At 60.6% G+C, this 25,894-nt stretch carries 21 protein-coding genes and 2 pseudogenes; 12 read left to right on the top strand and 11 right to left on the bottom strand.

Annotated elements, in window-relative coordinates; translation table 11 throughout:
- The first annotated feature begins 6 nt into the window (after positions 1 to 6).
- The 8 genes from RGAI101_RS13465 (at position 7) to RGAI101_RS13430 (ending at position 7,765) form a co-directional block, all read left to right on the top strand.
- Positions 7 to 834 carry a hypothetical protein gene (locus tag RGAI101_RS13465; protein ID WP_008224976.1) on the top strand — a complete coding sequence of 276 codons (828 nt, stop codon included), beginning with the start codon at positions 7 to 9 and terminating at the stop codon, positions 832 to 834.
- A 54-nt stretch (positions 835 to 888) separates the two neighbouring features.
- Entirely contained in the window at positions 889 to 1,494 is a 606-nt protein-coding gene (gene leuD, locus RGAI101_RS13460; RefSeq protein WP_008228645.1) for a 3-isopropylmalate dehydratase small subunit, read from the top strand.
- Positions 1,495 to 1,808: 314 nt separating this feature from the next.
- Complete coding sequence (locus RGAI101_RS13455; protein ID WP_008225277.1) at positions 1,809 to 2,651, top strand: hypothetical protein; 843 nt, start codon at positions 1,809 to 1,811, stop codon at positions 2,649 to 2,651.
- 32 nt (positions 2,652 to 2,683) lie between these two features.
- Positions 2,684 to 3,628 (top strand): endonuclease/exonuclease/phosphatase family protein, encoded by a 945-nt coding sequence (locus tag RGAI101_RS13450; protein WP_037229593.1) that lies wholly within the window; start codon positions 2,684 to 2,686, stop codon positions 3,626 to 3,628.
- A gap of 65 nt (positions 3,629 to 3,693) precedes the next feature.
- On the top strand, positions 3,694 to 4,800 hold the full coding sequence (gene leuB / locus RGAI101_RS13445) for a 3-isopropylmalate dehydrogenase (RefSeq protein ID WP_008225287.1): 1,107 nt from the start codon (positions 3,694 to 3,696) through the stop codon (positions 4,798 to 4,800).
- 66 nt (positions 4,801 to 4,866) lie between these two features.
- Positions 4,867 to 5,877, top strand: a complete 1,011-nt coding sequence (locus RGAI101_RS13440) for a DMT family transporter (RefSeq protein ID WP_050763212.1) — start codon at positions 4,867 to 4,869, stop codon at positions 5,875 to 5,877.
- A gap of 36 nt (positions 5,878 to 5,913) precedes the next feature.
- A complete protein-coding gene (locus tag RGAI101_RS13435; protein WP_008228899.1) occupies positions 5,914 to 7,005 on the top strand; it encodes a cupin domain-containing protein in 1,092 nt (363 codons plus the stop codon).
- A 211-nt stretch (positions 7,006 to 7,216) separates the two neighbouring features.
- On the top strand, positions 7,217 to 7,765 hold the full coding sequence (locus RGAI101_RS13430; RefSeq protein ID WP_008227425.1) for a YaeQ family protein: 549 nt from the start codon (positions 7,217 to 7,219) through the stop codon (positions 7,763 to 7,765).
- A 72-nt stretch (positions 7,766 to 7,837) separates the two neighbouring features.
- On the opposite strand, the gene RGAI101_RS13425 is transcribed toward RGAI101_RS13430, so the two are convergent.
- The 4 genes from RGAI101_RS13425 to RGAI101_RS13410 all read right to left on the bottom strand — a co-directional run bounded on the left by RGAI101_RS13425 (position 7,838) and on the right by RGAI101_RS13410 (position 14,416).
- Positions 7,838 to 10,549 (bottom strand): AMP-binding protein, encoded by a 2,712-nt coding sequence (locus RGAI101_RS13425; protein ID WP_157044682.1) that lies wholly within the window; start codon positions 10,547 to 10,549, stop codon positions 7,838 to 7,840.
- Entirely contained in the window at positions 10,512 to 11,405 is an 894-nt protein-coding gene (locus RGAI101_RS13420) for an SDR family NAD(P)-dependent oxidoreductase (protein WP_008227986.1), read from the bottom strand. Before RGAI101_RS13420 ends, RGAI101_RS13425 begins: the two co-directional genes overlap by 38 nt.
- Positions 11,406 to 11,479: 74 nt before the next feature.
- Entirely contained in the window at positions 11,480 to 13,063 is a 1,584-nt protein-coding gene (locus RGAI101_RS13415; protein ID WP_198133700.1) for a carboxylesterase/lipase family protein, read from the bottom strand.
- A gap of 84 nt (positions 13,064 to 13,147) precedes the next feature.
- Positions 13,148 to 14,416: a CaiB/BaiF CoA transferase family protein gene (locus RGAI101_RS13410; RefSeq protein ID WP_008226166.1), complete on the bottom strand. Its 1,269-nt coding sequence runs from the start codon at positions 14,414 to 14,416 to the stop codon at positions 13,148 to 13,150.
- A 115-nt stretch (positions 14,417 to 14,531) separates the two neighbouring features.
- On the opposite strand from RGAI101_RS13410, the gene RGAI101_RS21285 reads away from it, so the two are divergent.
- Entirely contained in the window at positions 14,532 to 15,476 is a 945-nt protein-coding gene (locus RGAI101_RS21285) for a LysR substrate-binding domain-containing protein (RefSeq protein ID WP_008227211.1), read from the top strand.
- Positions 15,477 to 15,485: 9 nt separating this feature from the next.
- Here RGAI101_RS21285 and RGAI101_RS13400 read toward each other — a convergent pair whose 3' ends face one another.
- The 5 genes and pseudogenes from RGAI101_RS13400 to RGAI101_RS13385 all read right to left on the bottom strand — a co-directional run bounded on the left by RGAI101_RS13400 (position 15,486) and on the right by RGAI101_RS13385 (position 20,733).
- Positions 15,486 to 16,433 carry an alpha/beta hydrolase family protein gene (locus tag RGAI101_RS13400; protein WP_008225625.1) on the bottom strand — a complete coding sequence of 316 codons (948 nt, stop codon included), beginning with the start codon at positions 16,431 to 16,433 and terminating at the stop codon, positions 15,486 to 15,488.
- Complete coding sequence (locus RGAI101_RS13395) at positions 16,430 to 18,376, bottom strand: dipeptide/oligopeptide/nickel ABC transporter permease/ATP-binding protein (protein ID WP_050763209.1); 1,947 nt, start codon at positions 18,374 to 18,376, stop codon at positions 16,430 to 16,432. Before RGAI101_RS13395 ends, RGAI101_RS13400 begins: the two co-directional genes overlap by 4 nt.
- Complete coding sequence (locus tag RGAI101_RS21280) at positions 18,373 to 18,894, bottom strand: ABC transporter permease (RefSeq protein WP_157044681.1); 522 nt, start codon at positions 18,892 to 18,894, stop codon at positions 18,373 to 18,375. Before RGAI101_RS21280 ends, RGAI101_RS13395 begins: the two co-directional genes overlap by 4 nt.
- A gap of 37 nt (positions 18,895 to 18,931) precedes the next feature.
- Positions 18,932 to 19,318 (bottom strand): oligopeptide ABC transporter, permease protein, encoded by a 387-nt coding sequence (locus RGAI101_RS21275; RefSeq protein WP_008228757.1) that lies wholly within the window; start codon positions 19,316 to 19,318, stop codon positions 18,932 to 18,934.
- 20 nt (positions 19,319 to 19,338) lie between these two features.
- A pseudogene (locus tag RGAI101_RS13385) lies at positions 19,339 to 20,733 on the bottom strand (ABC transporter substrate-binding protein).
- Between the two features lie 494 nt (positions 20,734 to 21,227).
- Between RGAI101_RS13385 and RGAI101_RS13375 the strand changes: the two are divergent.
- The 3 genes and pseudogenes from RGAI101_RS13375 (at position 21,228) to RGAI101_RS13365 (ending at position 24,182) form a co-directional block, all read left to right on the top strand.
- Entirely contained in the window at positions 21,228 to 22,211 is a 984-nt protein-coding gene (locus RGAI101_RS13375) for a TRAP transporter substrate-binding protein (protein ID WP_037228273.1), read from the top strand.
- An 86-nt stretch (positions 22,212 to 22,297) separates the two neighbouring features.
- A complete protein-coding gene (locus RGAI101_RS13370; RefSeq protein WP_050763257.1) occupies positions 22,298 to 22,843 on the top strand; it encodes a TRAP transporter small permease subunit in 546 nt (181 codons plus the stop codon).
- A gap of 16 nt (positions 22,844 to 22,859) precedes the next feature.
- Positions 22,860 to 24,182 (top strand): annotated as a pseudogene (locus RGAI101_RS13365) (TRAP transporter large permease).
- Positions 24,183 to 24,269: 87 nt separating this feature from the next.
- Here the strand turns inward: RGAI101_RS13365 and RGAI101_RS13360 are convergent.
- Positions 24,270 to 24,683, bottom strand: coding sequence for a VOC family protein (locus RGAI101_RS13360; RefSeq protein WP_008226034.1), 414 nt, complete (start codon positions 24,681 to 24,683; stop codon positions 24,270 to 24,272).
- A gap of 24 nt (positions 24,684 to 24,707) precedes the next feature.
- Complete coding sequence (locus RGAI101_RS13355) at positions 24,708 to 25,886, bottom strand: M24 family metallopeptidase (RefSeq protein WP_008225705.1); 1,179 nt, start codon at positions 25,884 to 25,886, stop codon at positions 24,708 to 24,710.
- Positions 25,887 to 25,894 lie beyond the last annotated feature (8 nt).

Here is a 25,894-nt window from a genome sequence, read left to right as displayed (position 1 = left end):
GCCGCAATGGACACAGTGACAAAAACAAGGGCCAGGATCGGCACCGCCTGGATCGGGCGGGACTTGTCTTGGCTTGAGGTTTTGATGCTGGAATCCTTTGTGGCCACCGGGCACGAGGTCACGTTGTTCTCGGACCAGCCAGCGGCAATGCCAAAGCTGGATGGCGTCACGGTCACGCACATGCGCGACGTTTTCGACTACGACGAAAACGAGCGTAAACACATGCCACCCGCCGCTTTTGTCGATCTGTTCCGCCTGAACATGATCGCCAGAACCGGACTGACATGGGTGGATACCGATGTGGTGTCGACCAAGCCGCTTGAACTTTGGAACGGCTATCTGATGGTCCGCGACGGTGAAATTGATTACGACCACATCACCAATGCGTTTCTGTGCCTGCCCGCGACATCGCCTGCGTTGATCCAGATGGTGGAAGAGGTCGCCAGCAAAGACCTTGACTACGGCTGGATGCGGCACCGGATGCGCAGGCAGATCCTTGAGCTTCCCAAAAAGGACCGCTTCATCGGGGCCTCGAAAATCAGCCGTCAGGCCTATGGCCCCAGTTATGTGACCTCGCGGCTTGTGGCGCATGATGAATTCGCCATGGCCCGCCCCAAGGAAACGCTGGACGCGGTGCCATGGGATCTGACGGATCTGTTCTTTGATCCCAAGGGGGGCTGCTACAACTGGTTCACCGATGACACGGTCGGTGCCCATATCGCCCTGTCGCAACTGCGCAAACGCCACATCAACAAGGGGCCACAGCCCGGATCATTCCTGCACGGCGTGCAGGAAAAGGTTCAGGCCTTCCGCCAGGCACAAGCCAAGGCATAGCCCCTTCAACCTATTCGGTGCCAGACGCACCACAGAAACCAAGACGAGGATACCATGGATAAATTCGACAAACTTTCGGGCATCGCCGCCCCCATGCCGATGGTCAACATCGACACGGATATGATCATCCCCAAGCAGTTCCTGAAAACTATCAAACGGTCCGGCCTTGGCGTGAACCTGTTCGACGAAATGCGCTTTGATCGCGACGGCAACGAAGTGCCCGATTTCGTGCTGAACAAACCACAATACCGCGAAGCCGAAATTCTGGTCGCGGGCGAAAACTTTGGTTGCGGATCGTCGCGCGAACATGCGCCTTGGGCAATCAAGGATTTCGGCATCCGCTGCGTGATCGCGCCCAGCTTTGCCGACATCTTTTACAACAACTGCTTCAAGAACGGCATCCTGCCGATTGCCCTGCCCCAGGAACAGGTCGACGTGCTGATGAAAGACGCTGAAAAAGGGTCGAACGCGCGGATCGAAATTGATCTCGAAGCACAGACGATCACCAGTTCGGACGGAGAGGTCATCCGCTTTGACGTGGACAGCTTCAAGAAGCACTGCCTGATGAACGGCCTGGATGACATCGGCCTGACCATGGAAAAAGCCGCCTCCATCGACAGCTTCGAAGCGACGGCATCGCAGTCGCGCCCTTGGGTCTAGGACAGGTCCCGCTTTCGGGCCCCTGATTCATCCATCAGCAGGTTGAATTTTACCTCCGTTGTGGGCGATACGCCCTCGCCCACAACATCTTGCGGTTTGCATCCTTTTCACGCACCCGATGATGCAAGAACGCACCACTGCCGCCCTCAAAATGCCCCGAGCCTTAGGCCATCTTAACGATGAGACTTGAGGATTGAGACGAAAGAAGGCACAAATTGGGCAACAATGAGGCAGGCCTTGATTAAACCAAGGCATCAAGTTGGGACAAGACTGCGGCATCGAACCGTGTCTGGCCAGTTTGGAAGGGTAGTTTTGTGATTGCACGTATCTCCGGCGCCCTTGCGCGCGGCATTCTGGTGGCGTTGCTGGTGGCCACTCCGGCGCTGATGTTGCCCGGTGTCATCAACGATTCCAGCCAGATCACGATGCTTGTCGCGCTGCTTGCCTGCTTTTTGACGTTTATCGAATACAACTCCAACTTCCCCAGCATCATCGAATTCCGCGAGGCCGCCCCGTTCAACCGGTTGCGCTTTATTTCACTTGCGGTGACGGTTCTGGTGCTGACGGTAATCCTGCGGGGCAAGACCGACCCGACAGCATTGACCGGTGCGCTGACGTCGATCGGGACGATTATCGGCAATGCGATGGATTTCCCTTATTCCCCGGTCCGGATGATCGTGCTGATGCTGCCCGAGACCACTGACCATGATCTTGTCACGTCGGTGCGCACGTCGGCGGGGATGGCCTATCTGATCTCGCTCGTGTCGATGGTCGCCTTCCTGATCCTTGTACGCATCATGAACTGGCCTGCGCGCAACGGCGCGTTCAATGTCTGGGTCAACCTGCCCTTGTTCGACCCCACGGCCGGCGGCGATGTAATCTACCGCTTGCAGCGCGATGCCCGCATCAACATCGCCCTTGGCTTTTTGCTGCCCTTCGTGATCCCCGCAGTGGTCAAAGCAGCCGCAAACCTGTTAGACCCGATTACATTACAGAACCCGCAAACCCAGATTTGGACAATTGCCGCATGGGCCTTTCTTCCGGCAAGCATCATCATGCGCGGCATTGCCATGGGCAAAATCGCCGACATGATCGAGGAAAAGCGTCGTCGCGCCTATGCCTCCGCAGCAGACGATCAGGCCTTTCAGCCAGCCTGATCGCATGGGCCCTGATCTGCGCGGGCGCGGCGCTGGCCGATCCTGTACGCATCGCAACCTTCAACACCGAACTGTCGCGCAAGGGTCCCGGTCTTTTGCTGCGCGATATCGTCAAGGGTGACGACGCGCAGATTGACGCGGTGCTTGGCCTTATCGCGGGGGCCGCGCCTGACATTCTGGTGCTCCAAGGCGTTGATTATGATTTGCAGGGGGCTGCCCTGAATGCCCTTGCCGGTGCGATCGCGCAGGCAGGTCCCGATTATCCGCACCGTTTCGCCCTGCCCCCGAACGCTGGGCGTCAGACCGGCCTTGATCTTGACGGCAACGGCAAAACCGGAGAGGCCCGCGATGCCCAAGGCTACGGTCGTTTTTTCGGTGCCGGTGCCATGGCGATCCTGTCACGCCATCCCATCCTGACCGAAGGCGTTCAGAATTACACCGCGATGCTGTGGCGCGATCTGCCGGGTGCCCTTTTGCCGATGACCAAGGATGGCCCCTTTCCTTCAGATGACGCGCAGCAGGTGCTGCGGTTGTCGTCAAACGGTCACTGGGTCGTTCCCGTGGACGTCCCCGGTCTGGGTGCCGTCACCCTGCTGACCTTTCACGCGACCCCGCCTGTCTTTGACGGCCCCGAAGATCGCAACGGCAAGCGCAACCATGACGAAATCATGTTCTGGGACAGGTACCTTGCCGGTGCCTTTGATCCGCCGCCTGCGAACAGGTTTGTGCTTTTGGGTGGGGCAAATCTAGACCCTGACAAGGGCGAAGGGCTGAAATCCGCGATCACCACCCTCCTGACGCATCCGCAGTTCGAAGACCCGATACCAGACCGGAAAACAGCGCAATTCGAAGAAATAGGATCCATGCGCGTTGACTACCTGCTGCCCTCGACCGATTGGCGCGTCGTCGGAACAGGCAGCGCAGAAGACCCGGCAGCCAGCCGCCACAGCCTGATCTGGGTCGATCTGGACGGCTAGCCGTTCTTGACGCCCCCACGTGGTCGCGCTACGCCGCTTGCAACATATTTCTCAGGAGTTTTCGCATGGCCAATCCCACATTGCTTATCCTCGCCGGTGACGGCATCGGCCCCGAGGTCATGGACCAGGTTGTCCGCATCATTGATTGGTACGGTGAAAAGCGTGACTTGGCGTTCGACGTCGAACACGATCTGGTCGGTGGTGCCGCCTATGACAAACACGGCACCCCCCTGCATGACGACACAATGGCCAAGGCCCTGGCAGCAGATGCCGTATTGCTGGGTGCCGTGGGCGGTCCAAAATACGATGTGCTTGATTTCAGCGTAAAGCCGGAACGCGGTTTGCTGCGTCTGCGCAAGGAAATGGACCTGTTTTCCAACCTGCGCCCCGCGCAGTGCTTTGACGCCCTCGCGGATTTCTCGTCGCTGAAAAAAGACATCGTCGCTGGTCTGGACATCATGATCGTGCGCGAACTGACATCCGGTGTCTATTTCGGCGAACCACGCGGTATCTTCGAAGAAGGCAACGAACGGGTCGGCATCAACACACAGCGCTATACCGAATCCGAGATTGACCGCGTCGCGCGGTCGGCGTTCGAACTGGCCCGCCGCCGTGGCAACAAGGTCTGTTCGATGGAGAAAGCCAATGTCATGGAAAGCGGCATCCTGTGGCGTGAGGTCGTGCAGAAAGTGCATGACGAAGATTACGCTGATGTCGAACTGTCCCACATGTACGCAGACAACGGCGCGATGCAGTTGGTCCGCGCGCCCAAGCAGTTCGACGTGATCGTCACCGACAACCTGTTTGGCGACATCCTGTCCGATTGCGCCGCCATGCTGACCGGTAGCCTTGGCATGTTGCCATCCGCGTCGCTGGGGGCACCCAACGCCGATGGCCGCCCCAAGGCGCTGTACGAACCCGTACACGGCTCTGCCCCCGATATTGCGGGCCAGGGCAAGGCGAACCCCATCGCCTGCATTCTGAGCTTTGCGATGGCGCTGCGCTATTCCTTTGATCAGGGCGAAGAGGCCACGCGCCTTGAGCAAGCTGTTGAAAAGGTTCTGGCCGATGGTGCACGCACCGCAGATCTGATGGGACCAGAGGACGGCACGCCGATCTCGACCGCCGAAATGGGCGATGCGATCCTGGCAGCGCTCGACTCCAGCCTCTAAGACTTGACCAACCCCGACCTGAAAACGGGTCGGGGTTTCGCCCTCCCAAAAGACCGGGCAACCGATATGAGCCAGACAAACAAAGTTGCTGAACCGACTGCCGCGCTTGGGTCAAGCTTGCGCGGTATGGTGATTGGACTGGCTGCCTTTGCGGTCTATGCGACCCATGACGCCGCGATCAAACAGCTTGGGGAAACATATTCTCCGGTGCAGATCGTTTTCTTTGTCGTTCTGCTAAGCTTTCCTGTCGTGACGCTGATGCTGATCAGCGACAAGACCGCCGCGAATTTGCGGCCCAAATCACCATTTCTGACACTGGTGCGCACGATTGCGGTTGTCGTTGGCGGGTTCAGTGCCTTTTACGCATTTTCCGTCCTGCCCTTGGCCGAAACCTATGCGATCCTGTTTGCCTCCCCGATCCTGATCACGATCCTTTCCGTCCCGATATTGGGCGAAGTTGTGCGCGCGCACCGCTGGGTCGCCGTTGTGGTCGGCATGCTGGGCGTGTTGGTCGTGCTGCGCCCCGGCACTGCGGATCTGGGTATCGGCCATCTGGCCGCGTTCATCTCGGCTTTCGGTACTGCGCTGACCGCCGTCGTGATGCGCAAGATCGGCGGACAGGAACGCCGCGAAGTGCTGCTGCTTTATCCGCTGATGGCGAATTTCGTGGTGATGCTGTGCCTGCTGCCCTTTGTCTATGTCCCCATGCCGATCGCCGACCTGGGGCTGGTGCTGGCGGTGTCCGTTCTGGCGGTCCTTGCGATGACCCTGATGATCCGCGCCTACACCCTTGCCGACGCCGCGCTGGTCGCACCGATGCAATACAGCCAGATCATCTGGGCGGCGCTGTTTGGCTGGCTTTTCTTTGACGAAACAACCGACCTGATGACATTTCTGGGCGCGTTCATCATCATTACCAGCGGCATCTACATTGTCGTGCGTGAAACCGGCGGTTCCGTATCGCTGAACAAACCGGTCCTGCGCGCCCTAAGCCGCCGGCCCGAAATGGGCGGCCTGCCCCGCATCAGCGTTGCCAGCCCCGAGACACAACAGACCGTTGAGGACGCCAGCGATTAGTGCCAGTGTCGCGCCAAACCAAACCGGAAGCCTGAAATGACACACCCGATCCAAGCCGAAGTGCTGTTGCCCACCCAGGAACTGCGCAATGATCTGCCGTTCTATACCAAGACCCTTGGCCTGCGCCTCGACAGCATCTTTCCCGCCGATGACCCGTCGGTGGCCAGCTTTTCCGGTCACGGTCTGCGCATCCGGATCGAAAAAGGGGCCGACGTGCCGCCCGGCAAGATCCGCATCCTGACCGATGATCCCGACAGCTTTGCCGATGGTGCCCGCGCGCTGGTGGCCCCCAATGGCACGCAGATCGAAATTGCCCCCTTGTCGCCCGCAGTTGACCAGCCGCAAACGCAGCACGAATTCGCGGTGCGTCGCCTGCGCGACGAGGCCCCTTGGGTCATTGGCCGCGCTGGCATGCATTACCGCGATCTGATCCCCTCGCGGCTTGGCGGGTCGATCATCGCCAGCCACATCCGCATCCCTGATGGCGGCCCGGTTCCGGATATGGTGCACTACCATACCGTCGGGTTTCAGCTGATCTTTTGCTACCGCGGCTGGGTCGATGTCCTGTACGAAGATCAAGGCGATCTGATCCGCCTGCATGCGGGCGATTGCGTGACCCAGCCCCCCGGCATCCGCCACCGCGTGGTCGAAGCATCGCCCAACATCGAGGTGATCGAGATTGGCGTACCAGCAGAGCATGTCACCACCATCGACCACGACATGACCCTGCCCAATGGCAAGGGCGACCCCATGCGCGAATGGGACGGCCAGCGCTTTGTGCATCACCTGAAAGACGGTGCAGTTTGGCAGCCTTTCCGGATTCCCGGTTTTACCGCGCGCGACACAGGGATCAGTGACGGCACCAAAGGCGTGGCAGGTATCCAAGTCGTGCGCGTCGATGGCCAGACCCCGCCGCCCAGCAAACACGACGCCGACATCCATTTCACCTTTGTCATGGAAGGGTCGATGACCCTGACCGCCGAAGGTCAGGACCCCCGTGATCTGCAACCCGGCGACGCCTTCGTCATTCCGCCAGGCATGGTGGCGCAATATACGCAATGCTCGGATGACCTTGAACTGCTCGAGGCCGGTCTGCGCGGTGATTTCAACACAACGCTTCTGGGATGATAAACCGGCCGGATGCGACAGTTTCTTGCAAACTTGCGATCTGAGGCAGGCAAGACCGTAGGCCAAGGCCACGCGAACCCCCGCGCGCCTTCAAGGTGAGAACATCTTTGTGACACATCGCAGCAGCCTTTTGTGCGGTGCCTGTCCTTATCTGCTTTCACAACGCCGCCAGACGCATTAGGCATCCCAATCTTTGAAAGCAGGACAAATCATGGCGCAGAAAGCCACCATTTACAAAGTTGAACTTTCCGTTTCCGATATGGACCGGCACTATTACGAGACCCATAAACTGACCGTTGCCAAGCACCCTTCGGAAACGGATGAACGGCTGATGGTACGTCTTGTGGCTTTTGCGTTGAATGCCCACGCACAACTGGAAATGACAAAAGGTCTTTCAACAGATGACGAACCCGACATTTGGCAAAAAAGCCTGAGCGACGAGCTGGAACTGTGGGTGGCCCTAGGACTTCCCAGCGAGAAGGTTGTGCGCCAGTCCTGTGGCAAAGCCGACAAGGTGATTGTCTACAGTTATGGCGGCAAGACAGCCGACATGTGGTGGGAAAAGATCAAGAACAGCACCACCCGTTTCAACAACCTCGAGGTCACAAATCTTTCAGAGACGGACACGAGCGACCTGGCGAAACTTGCAGCCCGTTCGATGAAATTGCAGGTCAATATTCAGGAAGGCGAAGTCATGGTCAGTGCCGATGACAGCATCGTCTACGTCAGCCCCGTCAAATGGAAAGATGCCGATCAGTGATCTTTGACGGATCGCGATCCGCCCCCGCCTACAAATGCCCCCATCCCCAATCGCCCGGACGGGGGCTTTCGATTAACCCTTCGTGTATTTCGGCAACCGCTTTTCACGAAAGGCCTGCAATCCTTCTTGCAGATCGGTCCCCGCCATATGCTGTGCGAATTCACTGATCTCTGCGGCCAGTCTGGCATCGCGACCGGGTGAAATCACATCGGCACGGCTGAGCCTTTTGATACGGCGCACGGCCTGCGGACTGCACGCGGCGATTTCACCGGCCAGCTCCCGGGCGCGCTCCAGCAGCTGATCTGCAGGCACCACCTCGTTGACCAACCCCCAAGCCTGTGCCGTGGGCGCGTCAATCATTCCCGCCGTAAAGAACAACTGCGCCGCACGTGTCGGCCCGATCCTTTCCCCCAGACGCACCGTCGCCCCGCCCGCCGGAAGGATGCCGAATTTCGCATGACCGTCGCCCAGCCGTGCGGTGCTGGCAGCCAGCAGAATGTCGCAACACAGCAGCATTTCCAGACCACCGGCAACGGCAATCCCGTTGGCGGCACCGATTACCGGGACCTCGAGCGCCTCGATCATCGAAATCACCCTCTGGTTATAAGCCAGCGTGTCAATCAGTGTGCCTGCAGCACGCTCTTGGTCGAATTCGATCAGATCGCCGCCTGCACAGAACGCCCGGCCCGCGCCTGTCAGTATGACCACGCGCAGGTCGGGAATTGCCTTGATCTGGTGCAGCCGCGCGTCCAGCGAATGCATCAGGGCGCGGGATGCCGCATTCAGGCTGTCTGGTCTGTCGAGGGTCAGCAGGGCAACGCCGTCGGACACATCCAGCCGAACACAGGGGTCTGCTCGGGTCAGACGATAGGCTTGCGGCAAGGGGGCCAGTGCCGCTTGCAGCGCCGCGATCTGTGCCGGTGTCGCACCAGTCAGGACCGCATCAACCTGCACCCGTTGCTGCGCATCCGTGCCCACTGTCGCATCCAGCGATACACTGTCGCCGCAATGATGCGCGACCTCGGTGCGCAGCTTTTCGACAATCGCCCGCGCGCGCAGCGCTGGTTTGAAAATCTTGCCCACAGCCGTCACAGGGAAGGCATCTATCACCATGATCCGGCGCGGACGCGCGGGGGGTTCATGCAGTTCTGCCTCAAGCATCGCGGCCAGGGCTGTGACGTCGATGGTTGCAGCGGGGTTGGGAACCACAAACAATATCGGCACTTCGCCTGCATATTGATCGGGCAACCCCACGGCGGCGCTGATTTGTACATCGGGAAACCGGTTTGCCACGTCCTCGATGGCCGACGGGTCGATATTGTGACCGCTGCGCACGATCAAATCCTTTTCCCGTCCTGTCAGAACCAGCGTTTCATCCGCCGTCAGATAGCCGATGTCGCCCGTTGTCAGCCATCCGTCGCCGTCCAGCACCCCGATGTTATGCGCCGCATCGACATAGCCCGGAAACACCTGCGGACCGCGCACCTGCACCAGGCCGCTTTTGGTCGGGGTGCACACGGTCTGCATGTCATCTACCTGGACGATTCTGGTTTCGGAATAGGGCGCGCGCAGTCCGACATTCCCTAAAACGGCCGTCCCCCGTCCGGGGTTAAAAGCGATGGCCGCAGCCGTTTCCGTCATCCCGTAGGTTTCAAACAACGGCACGCCGGTAACATCCTGAAACCGCTTTGCCACTGCGGCGGGCAGCACGGCACCGCCCGTGACCGCCATCCTCACGGATGAAACATCGCGCCCCTCCGCCCAGGCTGTCGTCAGTGCGGCGATTGACGTCGGCACGCCACTGACCACCGTGGCCGAGAACGCCTCGACCAAGTGCCAGTAGGATTGGATCACTTCGGCAGGACGCAGTGCACAGGGAGAAGGCACCACCAGATGCCCGCCCGCCGCCAGCACCGACAACCCAACGGTCATGGTGCCGCCGACATGGAAAAACGGAAACCCGTTGATTACCACATCCGTATCATCATAGCCGAACACCTGCCCGAATCCGAAGGCTGCGTGAATCTGGTTGCCATGCGTCAACGGCACCAGCTTCGGGCTTCCTGTGGTGCCGCCGGTGTGAAACAGCGCGCTCACCGCATCCGGGTCGTCGGTTGGCGTAAAGGACAATTCGTCGGTGCGGCAGGGCCGTAAGACAGCATCAAGCGGCGTCAATCCGTCTGCCTGTTCCGTTGCACCGATCACAAGCACATGCTGCAAGGTTGGGACCGCCTGGCGGATGGAATTACCCTTGTCCCAACAGGTTTGGTCCAGATACGCCGCCGGGATCACAAGGATCGTCGCCGCTTGGGCGTTCAGCAGGTCAATGATCGCTTCCGCGCTTAGCAAATAGTTGATCGTGCTGGCCACGCCCGCCACCTGCGCGCCCAACAACAAGGCGGGCACCGTCGGCGCAAGGAACGCCGCGCCCCCCTTTTGCGGGCCAAGCCCCAATGACCGGAACAGGTTTGCGGCCCCCGTCACTGCCTGCAACATCTCTGCATGGCTCAAGGACACGCCGACATCATCCGGATCACCGGAGCGCAACACCGTCAATGCCTTGCGCGTGCCACCGTGCAGGGCCGTCGCGCGGAACAGATCGTATAGATTGCGGGCCGTGACATGGATGTCATAGGGCTGCGCTTCGATTTCGCGGATGTCCTGGATGGTCGTCACCGGCAATACCGGACATGTCGTTTTCAACTGGGTCATGTGCTGTACGCCTTTTGGGCTGTCGGTGCGCGGTTCAATTCGGTTGCACATCGTCGCGGGTGTACCCGGCATGGGCCAGTTCCTGACGTCCCTGTTCGGCACCCGATTGCGGCACGCATTCGCCGGTTCGGTCGGTGATCTTTTCCCATTGCGCCAGTGCCTTCTCGGGGGTGTCCGGCCCCGTTCCGGCATAGGCTCCGGCGGTCAGCGTGACATTGGCGGTGGCAAAGGCCCCTGCCCCGGCACACAAGATCGTGCGCGTGGGGGCTTCATCGTGCAGCAACGTCAACAGTCCGGGGCTGACGTGGTCGGCTTGCAGCAGGTCCAGTTCCGCTTCGGGCAACAGTCCCTCTAGCATTTGCGTTGCCGCAGTGGGTGCGATGCAATTGATCCGGATGTCATGGCGTGCGCCTTCAATCGCCAATGTCTGCATCAACCCGACCAGCGCCATTTTCGCAGCGCCATAGTTTGACTGACCGAAGTTTCCGTACAGGCCCGACGACGATGTCGTCATCACAATCCGCCCATAGCCCTGCGCCTGCATATGCGGCCATACGGCCTTGGCGCAGTGGACCGCCCCCATCAGGTGAACATCCATCACAAGGCGGAAATCTTCCAGCGCCATCTTTGCAAATGACTTGTCCCGCAAAATACCGGCGTTGTTCACCAACGCATCGATCCGGCCCCAGCGATCCATGACCTGCGCCACCATTCCTTCGACCGCGTCGAAATCCGATCCGGACCCGGCAACCGCCATCCCGTCGCCGCCCGCTGCGGTGATTTCATCCACCACGGCCTGCGCTTGTGCAACGCTCAGATCGTTTACCGCGACACGGGCCCCGCGCGACGCCAAAAGCAGCGCATGTGCGCGGCCCAAACCCCCGCCTGCGCCCGTTACAATGGCCACACGTCCAGTCAGATCAATCATTCTTGTCCTCGCCTTTATTCTTGTGATCCGGAGGCCACCCCGGTTTTATCCCGTTTCTACGTCTGTCTGAGGTGTCAGTCGGCTGACGGCACGGGTGCGCCCACGCCTGCGTTCCAGCTCCATGGACGGTCTCCATCTGCCCTGCGCCGTGCGAAATCTGCGTCGATCACAGCGTACATGTCGCCGAACAGATCGCGCGCAACCCGCGGCGTGTCGGCAAAGTGCATGACCGCACCGCTGTCGCTGTAGTCGGGCCAGTCCGGAGCCCCGGTGGCTGTCGGGACCCCGTCGCGGGTGAAACCCGTCCAGTAGTCGCCAAAGGCGCGGGTAAAGCTGGCCTCTTGCACGCTGTCCGGTGCCTTGGGCCAGGCGGGCGGCGATGCTGCCATCGTGTTGAACAAATAGGCCAGTTCACACGCATGAAACCCGTGCAGCCCGCGGTCTTGCGCCTCGGGATAGCCGTGATCGAAGTAGTAAACATAGGCTGGCAAACCGGCTTTGACCTGCGCTTTGGCCGCGCTTAGCGCGCTCCAGCCAAACAGGGCCTCGCCAACGGCGGCTTGTGTGCTGCCCTTGATGTCATCGGACGGATACCGGGCCAGAAACCGGTCAGCAAGGGAGCCATAGCGCGCGCGGATCATCTCCTCGTAATCCTCTGCGGTTTCGGGCAGCGGCGGCATGAAGAATTCCAGCGTCAGGATTTCACCGCTGTTAAATCCCGCGATCAGCGGGACCTGTGCCGTCTGTCCTGTCTGGAAAAGGTGCAGCTGCTGGTCGGGCAACACAACACCGTCAACCACCCCCTGCGCGGTAAAGCCTGCCTTGTCTGCCGCCAGGGCAAGGTTCTGTGGGTCCCACTCGCGCAACGCGGCAATGCTTTGACATCCAAGCGCGGCCATGATCGATTTTCCCGTCTCGTGCCCCGTGCCCATGCCGTAGACTTCGGTCTTGAGGGCCTGCGCCGAACAGATGTGTCCGCTTTGCGCGATCGCCCGGTGGAACAGGCCCTTGGCCGCAGGCGCGCACATCAGATAATAGACGCTGAGCGCCCCTGCGGATTCTCCGGCGACGGTCACATTGTCGGGGTTGCCGCCGACCGCCGCGATGTTGCGCTGAACCCATTCCAGTGCCGCGATCTGGTCCAGCAACCCATAGTTACCGGAAACGCCATCGGCGCTTTCGGCGTCCAGTTCGGGGTGCGAAAGATAGCCAAGGATGTTGAGCCGGTAGTTGATGGTAACCACCACCTGGCCACGCCGTGCCAAAGCCGCCCCTTCGGTCAGCGGTTCGCTGCCCGCGCCGCGCAACAGGTTGCCGCCGTGAATCCAGACAAAGACCGGCAGATCCTTGCCCCCCGTTGGGGCCCATATGTTCAGGTTCAGGCAGTCTTCGTCTTTCAGCGGAATGTCGCATTCGTAGACGCTGCCGGACCGCCGAAAGGGCTGTGGACAGGCAGGACCGAACCTTGTGGCATCGCGCAGCCCCTCCCAGTCGGGCATTGATGCCGGGGGCTGCCAGCGCCGTCTGCCCGTGGGGGGCAAGGCATAGGGCAGACCGCGAAATACATTCAGCCCCGCCTCTGACACGCCGCGGGCCGCCCCTGCCGGAAACTGCGCCGTCGGCCCTGTGTCGGTGTCGCCGCGGTCTTGTCCATCCATCGCCATTGCCCGATCTCCCGAAACTGCTTGCAGGGTACTGCGCCGCCAAGGGCGCAGCCTGCCGTGTGAAAATGTGGTGTCTTGTCAGATCACGCCCGCGTCGCGCATCGTCGCAATGTCTTGCGCGCTCAGCCCAGCACAGCGCAAAACGGCTTCGGTGTCAGAGCCCAGCACAGGCGGGGCGCTCGCGGGGTGCAGGTTCGTCCCGTTGGCCTTGAACGGCAAGTTCGGAACATGAACCGGCAGATCACGCCCCTGAATGGTCATTTCCGAAATCAGATCGCGCGCAGCAAATTGTTCTTCCTGCACGACTTCGTCCAAGCTGCGGACCCGCGCGGCGGGCACCTCTGCTGCCGCAAGAATCTCTTCCCACTCTGCGGCGGGGCGCGTCAGGAAAAGCGCAACCAGTTCTTCGCGTAATTCAATCGCGGTTTCAGCGCGCGCCGCAGGCGTCGCCCAGCGCTGATCTGCCAGAATACCTGCGCGCCCGACAGCCTCGCAAAGCTTTACGAATTGCCTGTCGTTGTTGGCCGCCAGCATCAGCACGCCACTGGAAGTCTGGAACGCCCCCGACGACGGGCTCTGGCTCCAGGCTTCGTTGCCATTTTGCGCGGGCATCCAGCCAGCGGTCAAATGCTGCGTCACCAGGGACGCCATCATCATCAATGCCGTGTCCAGCATCGCCACATCCATCTGTACCGCCTGCCCGGTGCGGCGCACCTCGGCCAGTCCGGCCAAAATCGCCATCGCAGCATTCATTCCGGTGGCATAATCGACAAAGGGCGCACCCACCTTTGTCGGGCCATCCCCCTTTTGCCCCGTGGTCATCATGATGCCGCACATGCCCTGGATGACATGATCATAGGCAGGGCGCTGGCGCAGCGGGCCATCCTGACCATATGCGGATATGGAACAGTACACGACCTGCGGGCAGATTTCGCGCACAGCCTCAAAGCCCAGCCCCAAACGTTCGGCCACGCCCGGTTTGAAATTCTCGACAAAGATATCAGCGGTTGCAATCAGCCGTTTCAGCGCGGCCAGCCCCTCTGGCGATTTCAAATCCAGCGTCACCGATTTTTTCGAGGCGTTGTGGGCCAGAAAATTCAGCCCCATGCCCATCTCGCTTAGCGCGCCACTTGGTCCGCCATTGCGCGTCCAGTCGCCTTCACCCGGTTTCTCGATCTTCAGTACCTCTGCGCCCAACAGCGAAAGCTGATAGGTCGCAAAGGGCCCCGCCAGAACCTGACTCAGATCCACGACACGCAATCCCGCCAACGGTTGGAACCCGCGCCCTTCCTCTGCATCTGCAGCCTGCGCATCTGCGGTGCCTGCGGTCTCGAAATCACTCTTCATCACGCTCTCCTGCCTTGACGTGAAATGGCTGGAAAATTCTCCATCCTCTCTTGCCATACGGGGCCTCGAACAATAGAAAAAGTTCAAAAAACCTGCAATGTGATAGGATTTTCTGATGCCCCATTCCGCACAACACCTCGACCGGCTTCGGTTGCGGCATCTTCGATTGCTGGAATTGATCCAACATCAGGGCTCCTTGCGGTCGGTGGCCGAACAGCTTGGCCTGACCCAGCCTGCGGTGTCACAAATGGTCAAGGATCTTGAATTTGCCTTTGGCGTGACGCTGGTCAGCCGTTCGGTGCGCGGTGTCGAGCTGACCAAGATGGGGGCGCTTGCGTTGCAGCGGGCCAGATCGGGCTTGGCCGCATTTCACACGCTTGCCGCAGAACTTGACGAAGGTCTGGCCCCTGTGGTGCGCGTCGGCACCAATCCTGCGATGTTGTTCAATGTCATCCCGTCAGCGCTGCAGATCGCGGCCAACGACGGGACCGATGTCAGATACGCAGTCCGCTCGGGGTTGGCCAAGGACATGACCCGCGACCTGTGGGACGGGAAAATCAACTGCTACGTCGGCCGCATCGATTGGGAGGTGGTCCCGCCGGAGATGAAAAACAGCCTGCGCCATGTGCATCTGTTCAAAACAGACCTCGTGGTTGTCTGCTCTATCGACCATCCGCTGGCCAAGCGTGCGAAACCAACGCCAGAAGACCTCCAAAACGCCACATGGGCGCTGCCACCCGAAGACTCCAAGAACCGCGCGGGACTGACCGCGGCATTTCGCAACAACGGCCTTTCAGAACCCAGGATCGCGGTAGAAGTCGCCGCCGATCCCAACGGGCTGGTCGGCATTGCCCGCGAAATGCCGGTGTTGGCTGTGCTGCCGCGTCTTGTGCTGACCTCGCCGGCCGTCAAACAGCAGATCGTGACGCTGGACACTGGTTTTCTGCGATTGCCCCCGATCGAAATCGGCTTTCTGACCTTGATCGAACATGAACACGTGGTCGGACTTCAGGCGTTTAGATCTGCCTTGGTCAGCGTGTCCGCCGGCCTTGATACCTGATCCGCCCCGCTACTTGCGCGAAAAGACGACCGGGCAATTCCCGATGCGGTCTTCGACTAGCGCCAGCCAGTTGCGCGCGCTGGCCCGCTGGCGGACATAGGCATCCAGAAACGCCGTCGTGACCATCGACAAGGCTTCGAACTGATGCGGCACTGTAACACCTTCGGGCGTCATGCCCCCCAGATAATGGTTGGCATCCCCCAGCACGGCCAGCACCTTGCCACCGCTTGGGGCCAGATCGAAGGGCTCGCATTTCCAGTGCCAATCCTGTCCCTTTGCGCCCCCGTCCTGCTTGCCTGTCACGGTCAAAACAGGGCCGGTCATATCGTCCCACGACCCGTCCCGCAGCCCCTGTTGGTCACGGCCCTGCCCACTGAGGACAAGCGCCGCGGCAAATCTATCATCACGAAAATTGCGGGGCCCATCGGGCAGGTCGATTTCGACCCCCGCCAGCAGTTGCGCGGTATAGGCCCCAAAGGAATGCCCGGCTATGGCCAGCGGCAGCCCGGCCGCTGGCGCAAACGCCCGCTGAAGCAGGTCCGGCAACTGGTCCATTACCACATTCACGATACGTATCCGGTCAAGCCAGTAGTCCGGATCATGCAAAATCTGGAACATCTTTTGCCATATGGCAGACGGTTTTCGCGCCCAAAGCACCAGGTCTTCATCCTGCGGATCAAGCCCCAGTTCGGGGAATGCGCGGGCCACCTCGAAGATGCTGTCTGCAAAGGTCGGCTGGATGACGACATACCCCTGTTTGACCCAAGCTTCGGCCAACCCGCCGTAGGCTGCGCCGCTTGACCCCAACCCGTGACAAAAGATGACCACCGCCTTTGCCTTGCCCTCGTGCGGATAGCGCAAGGTCAGCGACAGCGTGCCGCCAGTATCATCGGCAAGGGGCACAGTGCTGACCGCCACGTCATAGGTGTCGCATTTTGCGCTCCACGGCATCGTCATACAAGAACCTCGGCTTCGGGCGCGGACACTCCGGCGCGATGGGCATCAACCAGAAAACACTGGGCAGTACCGCCGCCGTCGACAGGCAAAGCCGGCGGCGCATGACGGTGGCAGCGTTCCATCGCGAAGGCACAGCGGTTGCGGTAAGGGCAGCCCGCATCTGCCGCGCGGGGCAGATCGTCAGCCGCCGCCGCCCGGCGTTCGGAACGGCGGGCTCGCTGGCGTGCAGGATCCAGCAGCGGCACCGCATCCAGCAGCGCCTTGGTATAGGGATGCGCCGGGCGGTGATAGACACGGTCGGCAGGGCCTTCTTCGACGATGTGACCAAGATACATTACAGCAATCCGGTCCGAAATGTGATGCACCAGCGCAAGATCATACGCGATCAGCAAATACGACATGCCAAGCGCGTCACGCCGTTCGTACAGCAGATTGATGATCTGGTTCTGCGTCGACACGTCCAGCGCGCTGACGGGTTCGTCCAGCACGATCAGCTTTGGCTGCAAAGCAAGGGCAGCGGCAATCGCGATCCGCTGGCGTTGCCCGCCCGAAAATTCATTGGGATAGCGCGGCAGATGCGTTTCCGGTAGGTTCACAAGGCGCAACAACTCGGCGGCCTTCTGGCGGCGTTCCTGCCGGGCCATCTGGCTGTGAACCTTCATCGGCTCGGTTATGATCTGCTCTACCGTCATGGACGGGTTCAGGCTGGTTGTCGGATCCTGGAACACCATCGCCACGTCGTTGCCGCGTGCCTTTTCTAATTGCGCCGGGGTCAGCCGCAGTAAATCGGTCCCGTCCAGCATCATACGGCCCCGGGTGATCCAGCCCCCTGCCCCGATCGATCCCATCAACCCGAGCCCGGTTACCGTTTTGCCCGATCTGGATTCCCCGAACAGCCCCAGCGTTTCGCCCCTGGCAATACGGAAGGACATGTTGGTGACAACGGGCACTTCTCCTCCGTCTTTGGGCGACACCATCACCTCGAGCCCCTCGACCAGCAGCGCATCGTCGGGACGCGCCGCAATGGACGTGCCCGCAGCCACCCGAACCTGCGCTGCAGGCTTGGACGGGGCCGATGCAGGCACCCGAACGCCCCGGCCGATGGAATCGCGCAGCACATCGCCCAGCAGGTTCACTGCCAGCACGGTCAGCACAATCGCCAGCCCCGGCGGCACCGCCAGAAAGGCGTTCAGTTCCATATAGGCCGCAGCGGTGTTCAGCATTGTCCCCCAGCTGGCCTGAGGCGGCTGCACACCGATCCCGATAAAGCTAAGCCCGGCTTCGGCCAGCAAAACCGCGCCCACGGTCAATGTCACCTGAACGATCAGCGGCGGTGCGATGTTCAGGAAAATGTGCCGGATCAGAATGCGCGACGACGATGCGCCGATCACACGGGCGAATTTGACGTAAACCTCCTCGCGTTCGGTCAGCACGATAGAGCGCGCCAATCGCAAGAATGCCGTCGAATACAAAATACCAAGCGCAAACATTGCACGGTGCAGCCCTGTACCCAGAATGGCGATGATAACAATGGCCACCATTATCCCCGGAATGGACACGATGCCCTCGACGATGCGCATGGTGATCCAGTCCCACCAGCCACCGCGATAACCGATGAACAGCCCGACAGGCACACCGATCAGAACGGCCAGCCCGGTCGCTTCGCAGGCGGCGATAACCGCAATCCGGCTGCCAAAGATCATGCGCGACAGCACGTCCCTCCCCAGATCGTCCGTGCCAAGCCAATGGTCCGCAGACGGCCCCTGAAGCGCGTTGATCAGATTTTGCGACAGCGGATCATAGGGGGCCAGCCATCCGGCAAACAGGGCGCACACGACCAGCGTGGCCAGCACCGCGACCGACGGCACCACAACGGCCAATGTCGCGGGTTTCATCCAGGCCGGGCGTGGTGTGCGGGGCGCAGGGACAGTCGTATCAGTCATGAGGGGCGCGCCTTGGGGTTAATGAGACCATAAAGGATATCCGTCACCAGCTGTACCGCCATGACGATCAGAACCAACACCAGAACGATGCCCTGTATCATCGGAATGTCCTGCTGGCGCACCGCTGCGATGGCCAGGGACCCGATGCCGTTGATGGCAAAGACCTGTTCGACGATCAGGGCACCGCCCAGCAAGATGGTGACCTGAAACGACAGGACCGTGATCACAGGCACCAGGGCATTCTTGAGCGCGTGCTTCAGAATGATCCGACGCGCCGACAGGCCCTGCGCCCGTGCCGCGCGGATGTAATCCTGCTGCAGGACACCCACCATTGCGGAGCGCACCTGCCGTGCGATGGCCGCGCTGGTCGACAGACCCAGTGCAAGCGCAGGCAAGGTAATAGAGTGCAACCATCCGATGACCGATTCGCTTAGCGGCACATAGCCGGTAGCCGGAAACCATCGCAGCCAGACGGCAAAGATCGCCGCGAGGATCAGACCCAGCCAGAAATTGGGGATGGCCTACCCGATGGTCGCGCCAAAGGTTGCAAGACGGTCAATCCAGGACCGCGGACGCAATGCCGCGGCGATGCCTGCGCCCAGGCCCACGACAATCGAAATCAGCACCGACACCAGTCGTCAGCGACAGCGCGGCAGGCATGCGCAACAACACCGCATCCGTCACCCGCACCGAATTGAAAAACGACGTGCCCAGGTCGCCCTGAACGGCACGGCCCAGCCAGTCAAAATACCGGGCGACGAACGGCTGGTTCAGACCCAGCCGTTCGCGCACCATTTCATACTGGGCATCCGATCCGCGGTCGCCGATGATCAGGTCCACCGGATCACTTGGCAAAAGTGCGGTGAAAGAGAACGTCAGCACCGACACGATCAACAGAAGCGGCAGCATGGCCAGAAGGCGCTGCCCGATAAGCTTAATCATGACGCAGGTCTTTCCGGCTTTCAGTTGTCAACGCGAAGGCCGCTGAAATACGGCGTATCGGTTCCGGGGCGGAACTTGACCGTCGGATTTGCGGCCACTGCGTCAGATGCCCCAAACAGGACCGGCGTGGTGGTAATGAAGATCATATAGCTTTCATCCGCCAACTTGTGCTGCATCTTGTAATAGATAGGCGCACGCGCGGCTTCGGCTGCTGTGGCCAGTCCTTGCGCGCTCAGCTCTGTCAGTTCGGGATCGGGTTTGATCTTGAACGGATTGAACACCGCGTCTTCCGCGACATAATAGGTCGTCAGAAACTTGGGGTCGATTGCGTTGTTCCAGACAAGGTTTGTCGCCGGAAAATCCCTGGTCCGGCTGCGGCGCGCCAAAGTGCCCGGTTCGACGGTCTGGATGTTCATGGTGATGTTGATCTCTTTCAGGAATCCCGCCACCGCTTCAAGCCGCGAGGCAAATATCGGGATCGACGGCATGGTAAATTCAAACCCGTCCTCGTAACCCGCCTCTTTCATCAGGGCGCGCGCCTGATCCAGATCATAGGAATAGCGCCCCTCGAGAGAAGGATCATGTTGCCACAAACCCGCGACATAGGGCTGCGACGCGGGCGACGACAGACCGAATTCGATGGCCTTGGAAAACGCCTCTCTGTTGATGGCATAGTTCATCGCCATGCGGACCTTGGGATCGGCGAAAGCCGGAACCAGAGTGCCCGCGCGGTCCAAAATGGACAAGTGATACGTCGTCCCGCCCGGCTGCTTGAGCAGCGTGATGCCCGCAGTCCGTTCGACAATTGCAGCTTGGGGCGATGACAGGAAGACAGCCAAATCGATCTGACCGGTTTTCAACGCATTCAAACGGGCAGTGTTGTCAGGAATTTCAGAAATCTCGATGCGTTCCAGCCCCTGTTGCTCTGGCGCGCGATAGTTCGGTGTCGGCGCATAGACGCGCAATTCACCCTCGCGCGACTGGTCAGCAACATAGACATAGGGGCCTGTGCCGACCGGATTGCGGTCCAGCGCCGGATCGTCCAGCGCCGCGGCACTTACCATCATACCAGCAGTACCGGTCAACGCCTAGACGATCGACGGGTCGGGGCCTTTCAGCGTGATGGTAATCTCGTTTTCGCCGGTGACTTCGGCCTTGTCAGCCAGTTTCATCGACGCATTCACACCCAATTCGATCACGCGGTTGATGTTTTGCGCGGCAACCTCGGCAGTCAGGTCGCTACCGTCGGAAAATTTGATACCGGATTTCAGGGTTACCTTGATCGTGGTGCCGTCGACCTCGTAGGCGTCTGCAAGGACGGGAACGATCTGTCCCTCTGGCGAACGGTCAAACAGCGCCTGATAGACAGGGCGCAGGTACGATGATCCGCCGCCCGTGTGCTGGTGCGGATCCATCGTGATCAGTTTTGCCTGATCTGCGAAATGGAACGTGCCTGACGGCTGGGCACTGACCGGTGCCGCGCCAAGCATGGCACCAACCAGAGCGCTATATACAAGTGTTCGTAGTGTGATTGTCATGTCAGGCCTCCCCGCCTAAAAGTCTCCTCTGCTACCGCTTTACCCGAGCAGGGGTGATTATAAATAGTCAAAACTTTCCAGGGGATGATAGCCACAGCTTATCGCTGATGCGGCCTGCTTGGATCCTGGGCGACCCGTCTGCCACACTCTGCAAGAGCGGTCCCAAACACCGGACGGGCCGCAACTCGTTTTTCGAATTGCGCAAAAATCAGACGTTTTCCGCAAAACTTCGCCCGAATAACGGGCATATTCGATCTTGGACGATATTTTCTTCTCTCAAAGCTTCACTCCGAATACATCTGGTATACTGAAAAAACAGTAGGCCGCTTGCCGAGGGGCCGTTTCCAAAAACATCAACAGGGGTTTTAGACATGAAACATGGAATTGGGATTGGGGCCGCATCGCTAAGCCTCATGCTGGGGACAGCCGCAATGGCAGAGACCGCATGGGATATGTCAGTCGTCTGGCCCGAGGGAAACTTTCACACCCAGAACGCAATGACCTTTGCCGAAGCGGTCAGCGCTGCCACCGATGGCGAAGTGAAGATCACCGTGCATTCCGGTGGCGCGCTTGGCATCAAGGGTCCCGAAGGCATGGCCGCCGTGCGTGACGGGCTGGTGCCCATCGCCGACATCCTGATGAGCCAGCAAGTCGGCGAAAACCCGGCGCTCGGGGTCGAGACACTGCCCTTCCTTGCGCCCACGCTGCCCGATCTTGCCCTGCTGCACAAATTCTACCGCCCGATGATCGAAGACATCGCCGAGGATATGAATCAAAAGCTGCTCTATATGGTGCCTTGGCCCGGCCAGGCGGTCTATTCCCCCAACAAGATCGAAACGCTGGATGACCTGCAAGGTCTGACCATCCGTGTGGTCGATGCCAACGGCGACTCCTTCTTTAACGCGCTTGGCGCGGCCCCGCTGCAAATGCCCTGGGGCGAAGTTGTGCCTTCGCTTGCTGCCGGCACCATCAAGGGCGTGACCACGTCGTCCTCTTCGGGGGTAGACGGCGCGTTTTGGGAATTCATGGACAACATGAGCAGCTTCAACTGGCAGGCATCGTCCAATATCGTCACCGTCAACCTTGATGCATGGAATGCGCTTCATCCCGAAGATCAAGCCGCGATCGAGACGACCGCCGCTGGGCTGGAAGGCAGTTTCTGGATGAATTCGGCCCAGGAAGACGAGGCCAAGATCGCCACGCTGGAAGAAAACGGCATGACCGTGTCCGCGCCCTCGCCCGAACTCAAGGCCGGGCTGATCGACGCCGCGCGCCCGCTTTGGGACGCGTTCAAGGAACGGGTACCCGAGGCGGCCCCGGTGATTGACAACTATCTCGCCGTACGCGGAGAATAAGCCAACGGGCCGGGCATCCGACGGTGCCCGGCCTTTGCTGTATCCCAGCCCCCGTTTCAAAAAAGGCAGTCCCGATGGCCAATGTCATGGATCAACGCACAGACCCGGCCCCGCGCCAGACCTTCGATGCCATCATCGCGCCGATTGATGCGGTGACACGCGCAGGAAACCTGATTGCCGGGCTGGCCCTGCTGATGATCCTCGGCCTGATCACTGCCGAAATCTTCTCCCGAAACCTCATACGAAAGTCGCTGGCGTTCTCTTGGGATTATGCCGCCTACGCGATGGGCACCGCCTTTATGATGGGGGCCGCCGATGCGCTGCGCAATGGCGCACATGTGCGCGTCACGGCGGTACTGGAAACGGTACCACGTCCGCTGTCGCGGGGACTGGAATTCGGGGCATGTCTTGCCGGACTTCTGGCCTGTGCCGCGCTGGCCTGGGCACTGAGTGAAATGGCCTGGCTGTCGTTTCAGCGCGGCTCGACCTCGGCGACGGTCGTGCGCACGCCGCTTGTTTGGCCACAAAGCCTTGTGGCGCTTGGCGCGATCATCCTGACCCTGCAGTGCCTTGCACAACTGCTCCGACTGGCGCGCGGCGAACGTCTTGCCGAAGGCACCGCGATAGAGTGATGACCAAAGGGGGCCAATGCGCCTCGCGAAAGGATCTACAATGACGCAAATAGCAACCAGCCTGGCCGGAATCATGGTTCTGCTGCTCGGGTCCGGCCTTTGGATCGGCCTTGGGCTGATCGCCACGGGCGCGACGATCCTTGCGCTGTTCCGTCCGCAGCTGCCCTTTGTGAAACTGCTGGCGCAACAATCCTGGAATGTACTTTCCTCTCCCGAACTGCTGGCGCTGCCTCTTTTCATCCTGATGGCCGAGGTGCTGTTTCGCACCAATATCTCCGCCTCTCTCTTTACCGGTCTGATCCCCTAGCTGCGCCGGGTGCCGGGACGGCTGACGCATATCAACGTGCTGGGATGTACCCTGTTCGCCTCGGTCTGCGGATCCTCTGCAGCGACCACCGTTACCGTGGGCCGTATCACAGCCGGCGAATTGCTCAAGCGCGGCTATGACCGCGATCTGGTGATCGGCTCGCTGGCAGGAGCGGGGACGTTGGGCTTTCTGATCCCGCCGTCGACCATCATGATCATCTATGGCGTCATGGCCGAAGAATCGATCCTGCGCCTGTTCATGGCCGGCATTCTACCCGGCGCACTGCTGGCGATCGCCTATATGGGCTATATCGGGCTGCGCGCCGTGCTGTCCCCGGAAAAGATCGGCGAAGCGCCGCCTCCCACCACATTTGTGCAAAAGCTGCGCGCGCTGACGGATCTGGGCCCGCTCCTGCTTCTCATCCTGTTTGTGATCGGTTCCATGTACGGCGGCTTTGCCTCCCCGACCGAGGCGGCTGCAGCCGGGGTCATCGGTTCGATGGTGATCGGCTTTGCGCAGCGCAAACTGGACCTGCGCGGCGTCCTCGCGGCCTCCCGTCAGGCGGCAGAGAATTCGGCGATGATCGGGCTGATCATGGTGGGGGCGATGTTCCTGTCCACCGCCATCGGGTATCTGGGCCTGCCGCGCTATATCGCGGGGCTGATCAACGGCTGGGGCCTGTCGCCGCTCGCCTTGATCGCGGTACTTTTGGTGTTCTACATCCTGCTTGGCATGGTGATGGAGGGGCTGGCAATCATCGTGATGACCCTACCAATTACCCTGCCGCTGGTCGAAGCTGCGGGCTATGATAAAATCTGGTTCGGCGTCTTCATCGTGATCGTGGTCGAAATGGCGCAGATTTCGCCCCCCGTAGGGTTCAACCTGACAGTGATCCAGCGCCTCACCGGCGACAGTATCGGGAAGGTGACACGCGCCACGATGCCGTTCTTTCTGATCATGGCAGGCTTTGTGTTTCTGATCGCGCTGTTTCCGCAGATCGTAAGCATCGTGCCCGACCTCATGCGCCGCTGACTGGCGCTTTAGCGCAGGACAGGAATGGAAAAGCCCCCGGTTGCGGATGCGACCGGGGGCTTTTTCCGTCTGTGTTGCACCGAAGGATCAGGCGGCAAAAAGGCCTTCGAAATCAGCAAATCCCTTGATCTCGATAGGATTGCCCGAGGGGTCGAAAAAGAACATCGTGCGCTGTTCGCCCGGCTCGCCTTCAAAGCGAATGACCGGAGGGATGTCAAAAGCAACGCCCTTTTGCTCAAGCCGGTCGGCAAGCGCCTTCCAATCGTCCAGACGCAGCACAGCGCCCATATGCGGCATCATCACCATGTGATCGCCGACCTTCCCCGTGCGGGTCGTCGCAAAGGGCGTTCCAAGGTGCATCGAAAGCTGGTGGCCGAAAAAGTCGAAATCGACCCAGTTATCGGTCGACCGGCCTTCGGCGCAGCCCAGCACATCGCCGTAAAAGGCGCGTGTTTCGTCAAGGTCGGTCACATGGATGGCAAGGTGAAAAAGTGATTGCATAGGGGGGCTCCGTTTTGTCTGTGATTAGCAAAGGGTGATCTGGCGGGGGAGGGTCGAAAGCGGTTCGGCCCCTGTTTCGGTCACGATCACGGTTTCTGAAACCCCGACGGTGAACCGGCCATAATCGCGCAGGGTGATGGGCAGGTGAAACACCATGCCCGGCTCCAGCGGGGTCGCTACGCCGGTAAACAGCGATAAAATGGCACCTTCGCCCCAGTCCGGTGCAAAGGCCGCGCCCATCGAATAGCCTGACCGTTTGCGAAAGGCTGCCGTAAAGCCCGCCGCATCGATGATCTGTTGGACCACCTCATGGGGGGCGGCGCAGGGTTCGCCGGGTCGCAGGGCAGCAAGGGCGGCATCCAACGCGCGCAGGCTGGTGTCCATCATCCGCTGGGCGGCGTCCGGCGGCGTACCGACCCAAGCTGCGCGCATCAGGGCCGCGTGATAGCGGTCATGGCTTGCGGCCAGCTCAAGAAAGATGCCGTCACCAGCCCCTAGCTGCCGCCGCCGCCATGTCGCATGGGGAATGCCGGAACGCGGCCCGGAACTGATCAGCGGTTCCATCGCCATCGCCTCGGACCCTGCGGTGATCGTGGCGGCGGTCATCGCGGCGGCGATCTCGTTTTCGCTGGCACCGGCGCGGCAGGCGGCAAGGGCCGCAGCCATGCCAGCTTCGGCATATTGCGCGGCATGGCGGATCGCTTGCAGTTCGCGGGACGACTTCACCATGCGCAACCGCTCGACCCAGCCTGAACCGTCCAGCAGTGCGATACCGCCAAGCGCGGCCTCGAGGCTGCCCATCATCTGGGGGCTGACGAACCAGCCGGCGCGTTCTGTCGCTAGGCGCGAAATACCCTGCCCGCGCAAAAGCCGCGCAAGTTCAATGGCCGGGTCCTGTCCGTCCTGCCAGGTGTGGATGTCGTCAAACCACACATCCGCCCGCGCGCCCGTCTCTTCCAGCTGGCGCACCAGCAGCAGGGGCGTGCCGTCGGCAGGAACAAGCAGCGCCTGAAACGCGAAATAGCCTGCGGTCTGACGCCCTGACACCCAAAAGATGTTCTCTGGCCCGGTCAGAAGAAGCGCATCCGCGCCCTCTTGCCGGATGCGGGCCTGAAGCGCTGCAGCGCGGGCGTGAAATTCCTGCGCCGGGAAAACGGCAGCGCTGCCCGCCAATGATGCAGACGACGTAGTGATAGAGTTCATTGCGGTCC

This window comes from Roseobacter sp. GAI101, from assembly GCF_000156335.1.
Taxonomy (GTDB): Bacteria; Pseudomonadota; Alphaproteobacteria; order Rhodobacterales; family Rhodobacteraceae; genus Sulfitobacter.
Note: the sequence above shows the minus strand (reverse complement) of the source record. Positions and strands in the feature narration are given on the sequence as shown.

Excerpts from the sequence above, each read along its gene's own strand:
- RGAI101_RS13465 (WP_008224976.1), top strand. The coding sequence starts at position 7 with ATGGACACAGTGACAAAAACAAGGGCCAGGATCGGCACCGCCTGGATC.
- leuD (WP_008228645.1), top strand. The coding sequence starts at position 889 with ATGGATAAATTCGACAAACTTTCGGGCATCGCCGCCCCCATGCCGATG.
- leuB (WP_008225287.1), top strand. The coding sequence starts at position 3,694 with ATGGCCAATCCCACATTGCTTATCCTCGCCGGTGACGGCATCGGCCCC.
- RGAI101_RS13440 (WP_050763212.1), top strand. The coding sequence starts at position 4,867 with ATGAGCCAGACAAACAAAGTTGCTGAACCGACTGCCGCGCTTGGGTCA.
- RGAI101_RS13435 (WP_008228899.1), top strand. The coding sequence starts at position 5,914 with ATGACACACCCGATCCAAGCCGAAGTGCTGTTGCCCACCCAGGAACTG.
- RGAI101_RS13430 (WP_008227425.1), top strand. The coding sequence starts at position 7,217 with ATGGCGCAGAAAGCCACCATTTACAAAGTTGAACTTTCCGTTTCCGAT.
- RGAI101_RS13425 (WP_157044682.1), bottom strand. The coding sequence starts at position 10,549 with ATGCCGGGTACACCCGCGACGATGTGCAACCGAATTGAACCGCGCACC.
- RGAI101_RS13420 (WP_008227986.1), bottom strand. The coding sequence starts at position 11,405 with ATGATTGATCTGACTGGACGTGTGGCCATTGTAACGGGCGCAGGCGGG.
- RGAI101_RS13415 (WP_198133700.1), bottom strand. The coding sequence starts at position 13,063 with ATGGATGGACAAGACCGCGGCGACACCGACACAGGGCCGACGGCGCAG.
- RGAI101_RS13410 (WP_008226166.1), bottom strand. The coding sequence starts at position 14,416 with ATGAAGAGTGATTTCGAGACCGCAGGCACCGCAGATGCGCAGGCTGCA.
- RGAI101_RS21285 (WP_008227211.1), top strand. The coding sequence starts at position 14,532 with ATGCCCCATTCCGCACAACACCTCGACCGGCTTCGGTTGCGGCATCTT.
- RGAI101_RS13400 (WP_008225625.1), bottom strand. The coding sequence starts at position 16,433 with ATGACGATGCCGTGGAGCGCAAAATGCGACACCTATGACGTGGCGGTC.
- RGAI101_RS13395 (WP_050763209.1), bottom strand. The coding sequence starts at position 18,376 with ATGACTGATACGACTGTCCCTGCGCCCCGCACACCACGCCCGGCCTGG.
- RGAI101_RS21275 (WP_008228757.1), bottom strand. The coding sequence starts at position 19,318 with ATGATTAAGCTTATCGGGCAGCGCCTTCTGGCCATGCTGCCGCTTCTG.
- RGAI101_RS13375 (WP_037228273.1), top strand. The coding sequence starts at position 21,228 with ATGAAACATGGAATTGGGATTGGGGCCGCATCGCTAAGCCTCATGCTG.
- RGAI101_RS13370 (WP_050763257.1), top strand. The coding sequence starts at position 22,298 with ATGGATCAACGCACAGACCCGGCCCCGCGCCAGACCTTCGATGCCATC.
- RGAI101_RS13360 (WP_008226034.1), bottom strand. The coding sequence starts at position 24,683 with ATGCAATCACTTTTTCACCTTGCCATCCATGTGACCGACCTTGACGAA.
- RGAI101_RS13355 (WP_008225705.1), bottom strand. The coding sequence starts at position 25,886 with ATGAACTCTATCACTACGTCGTCTGCATCATTGGCGGGCAGCGCTGCC.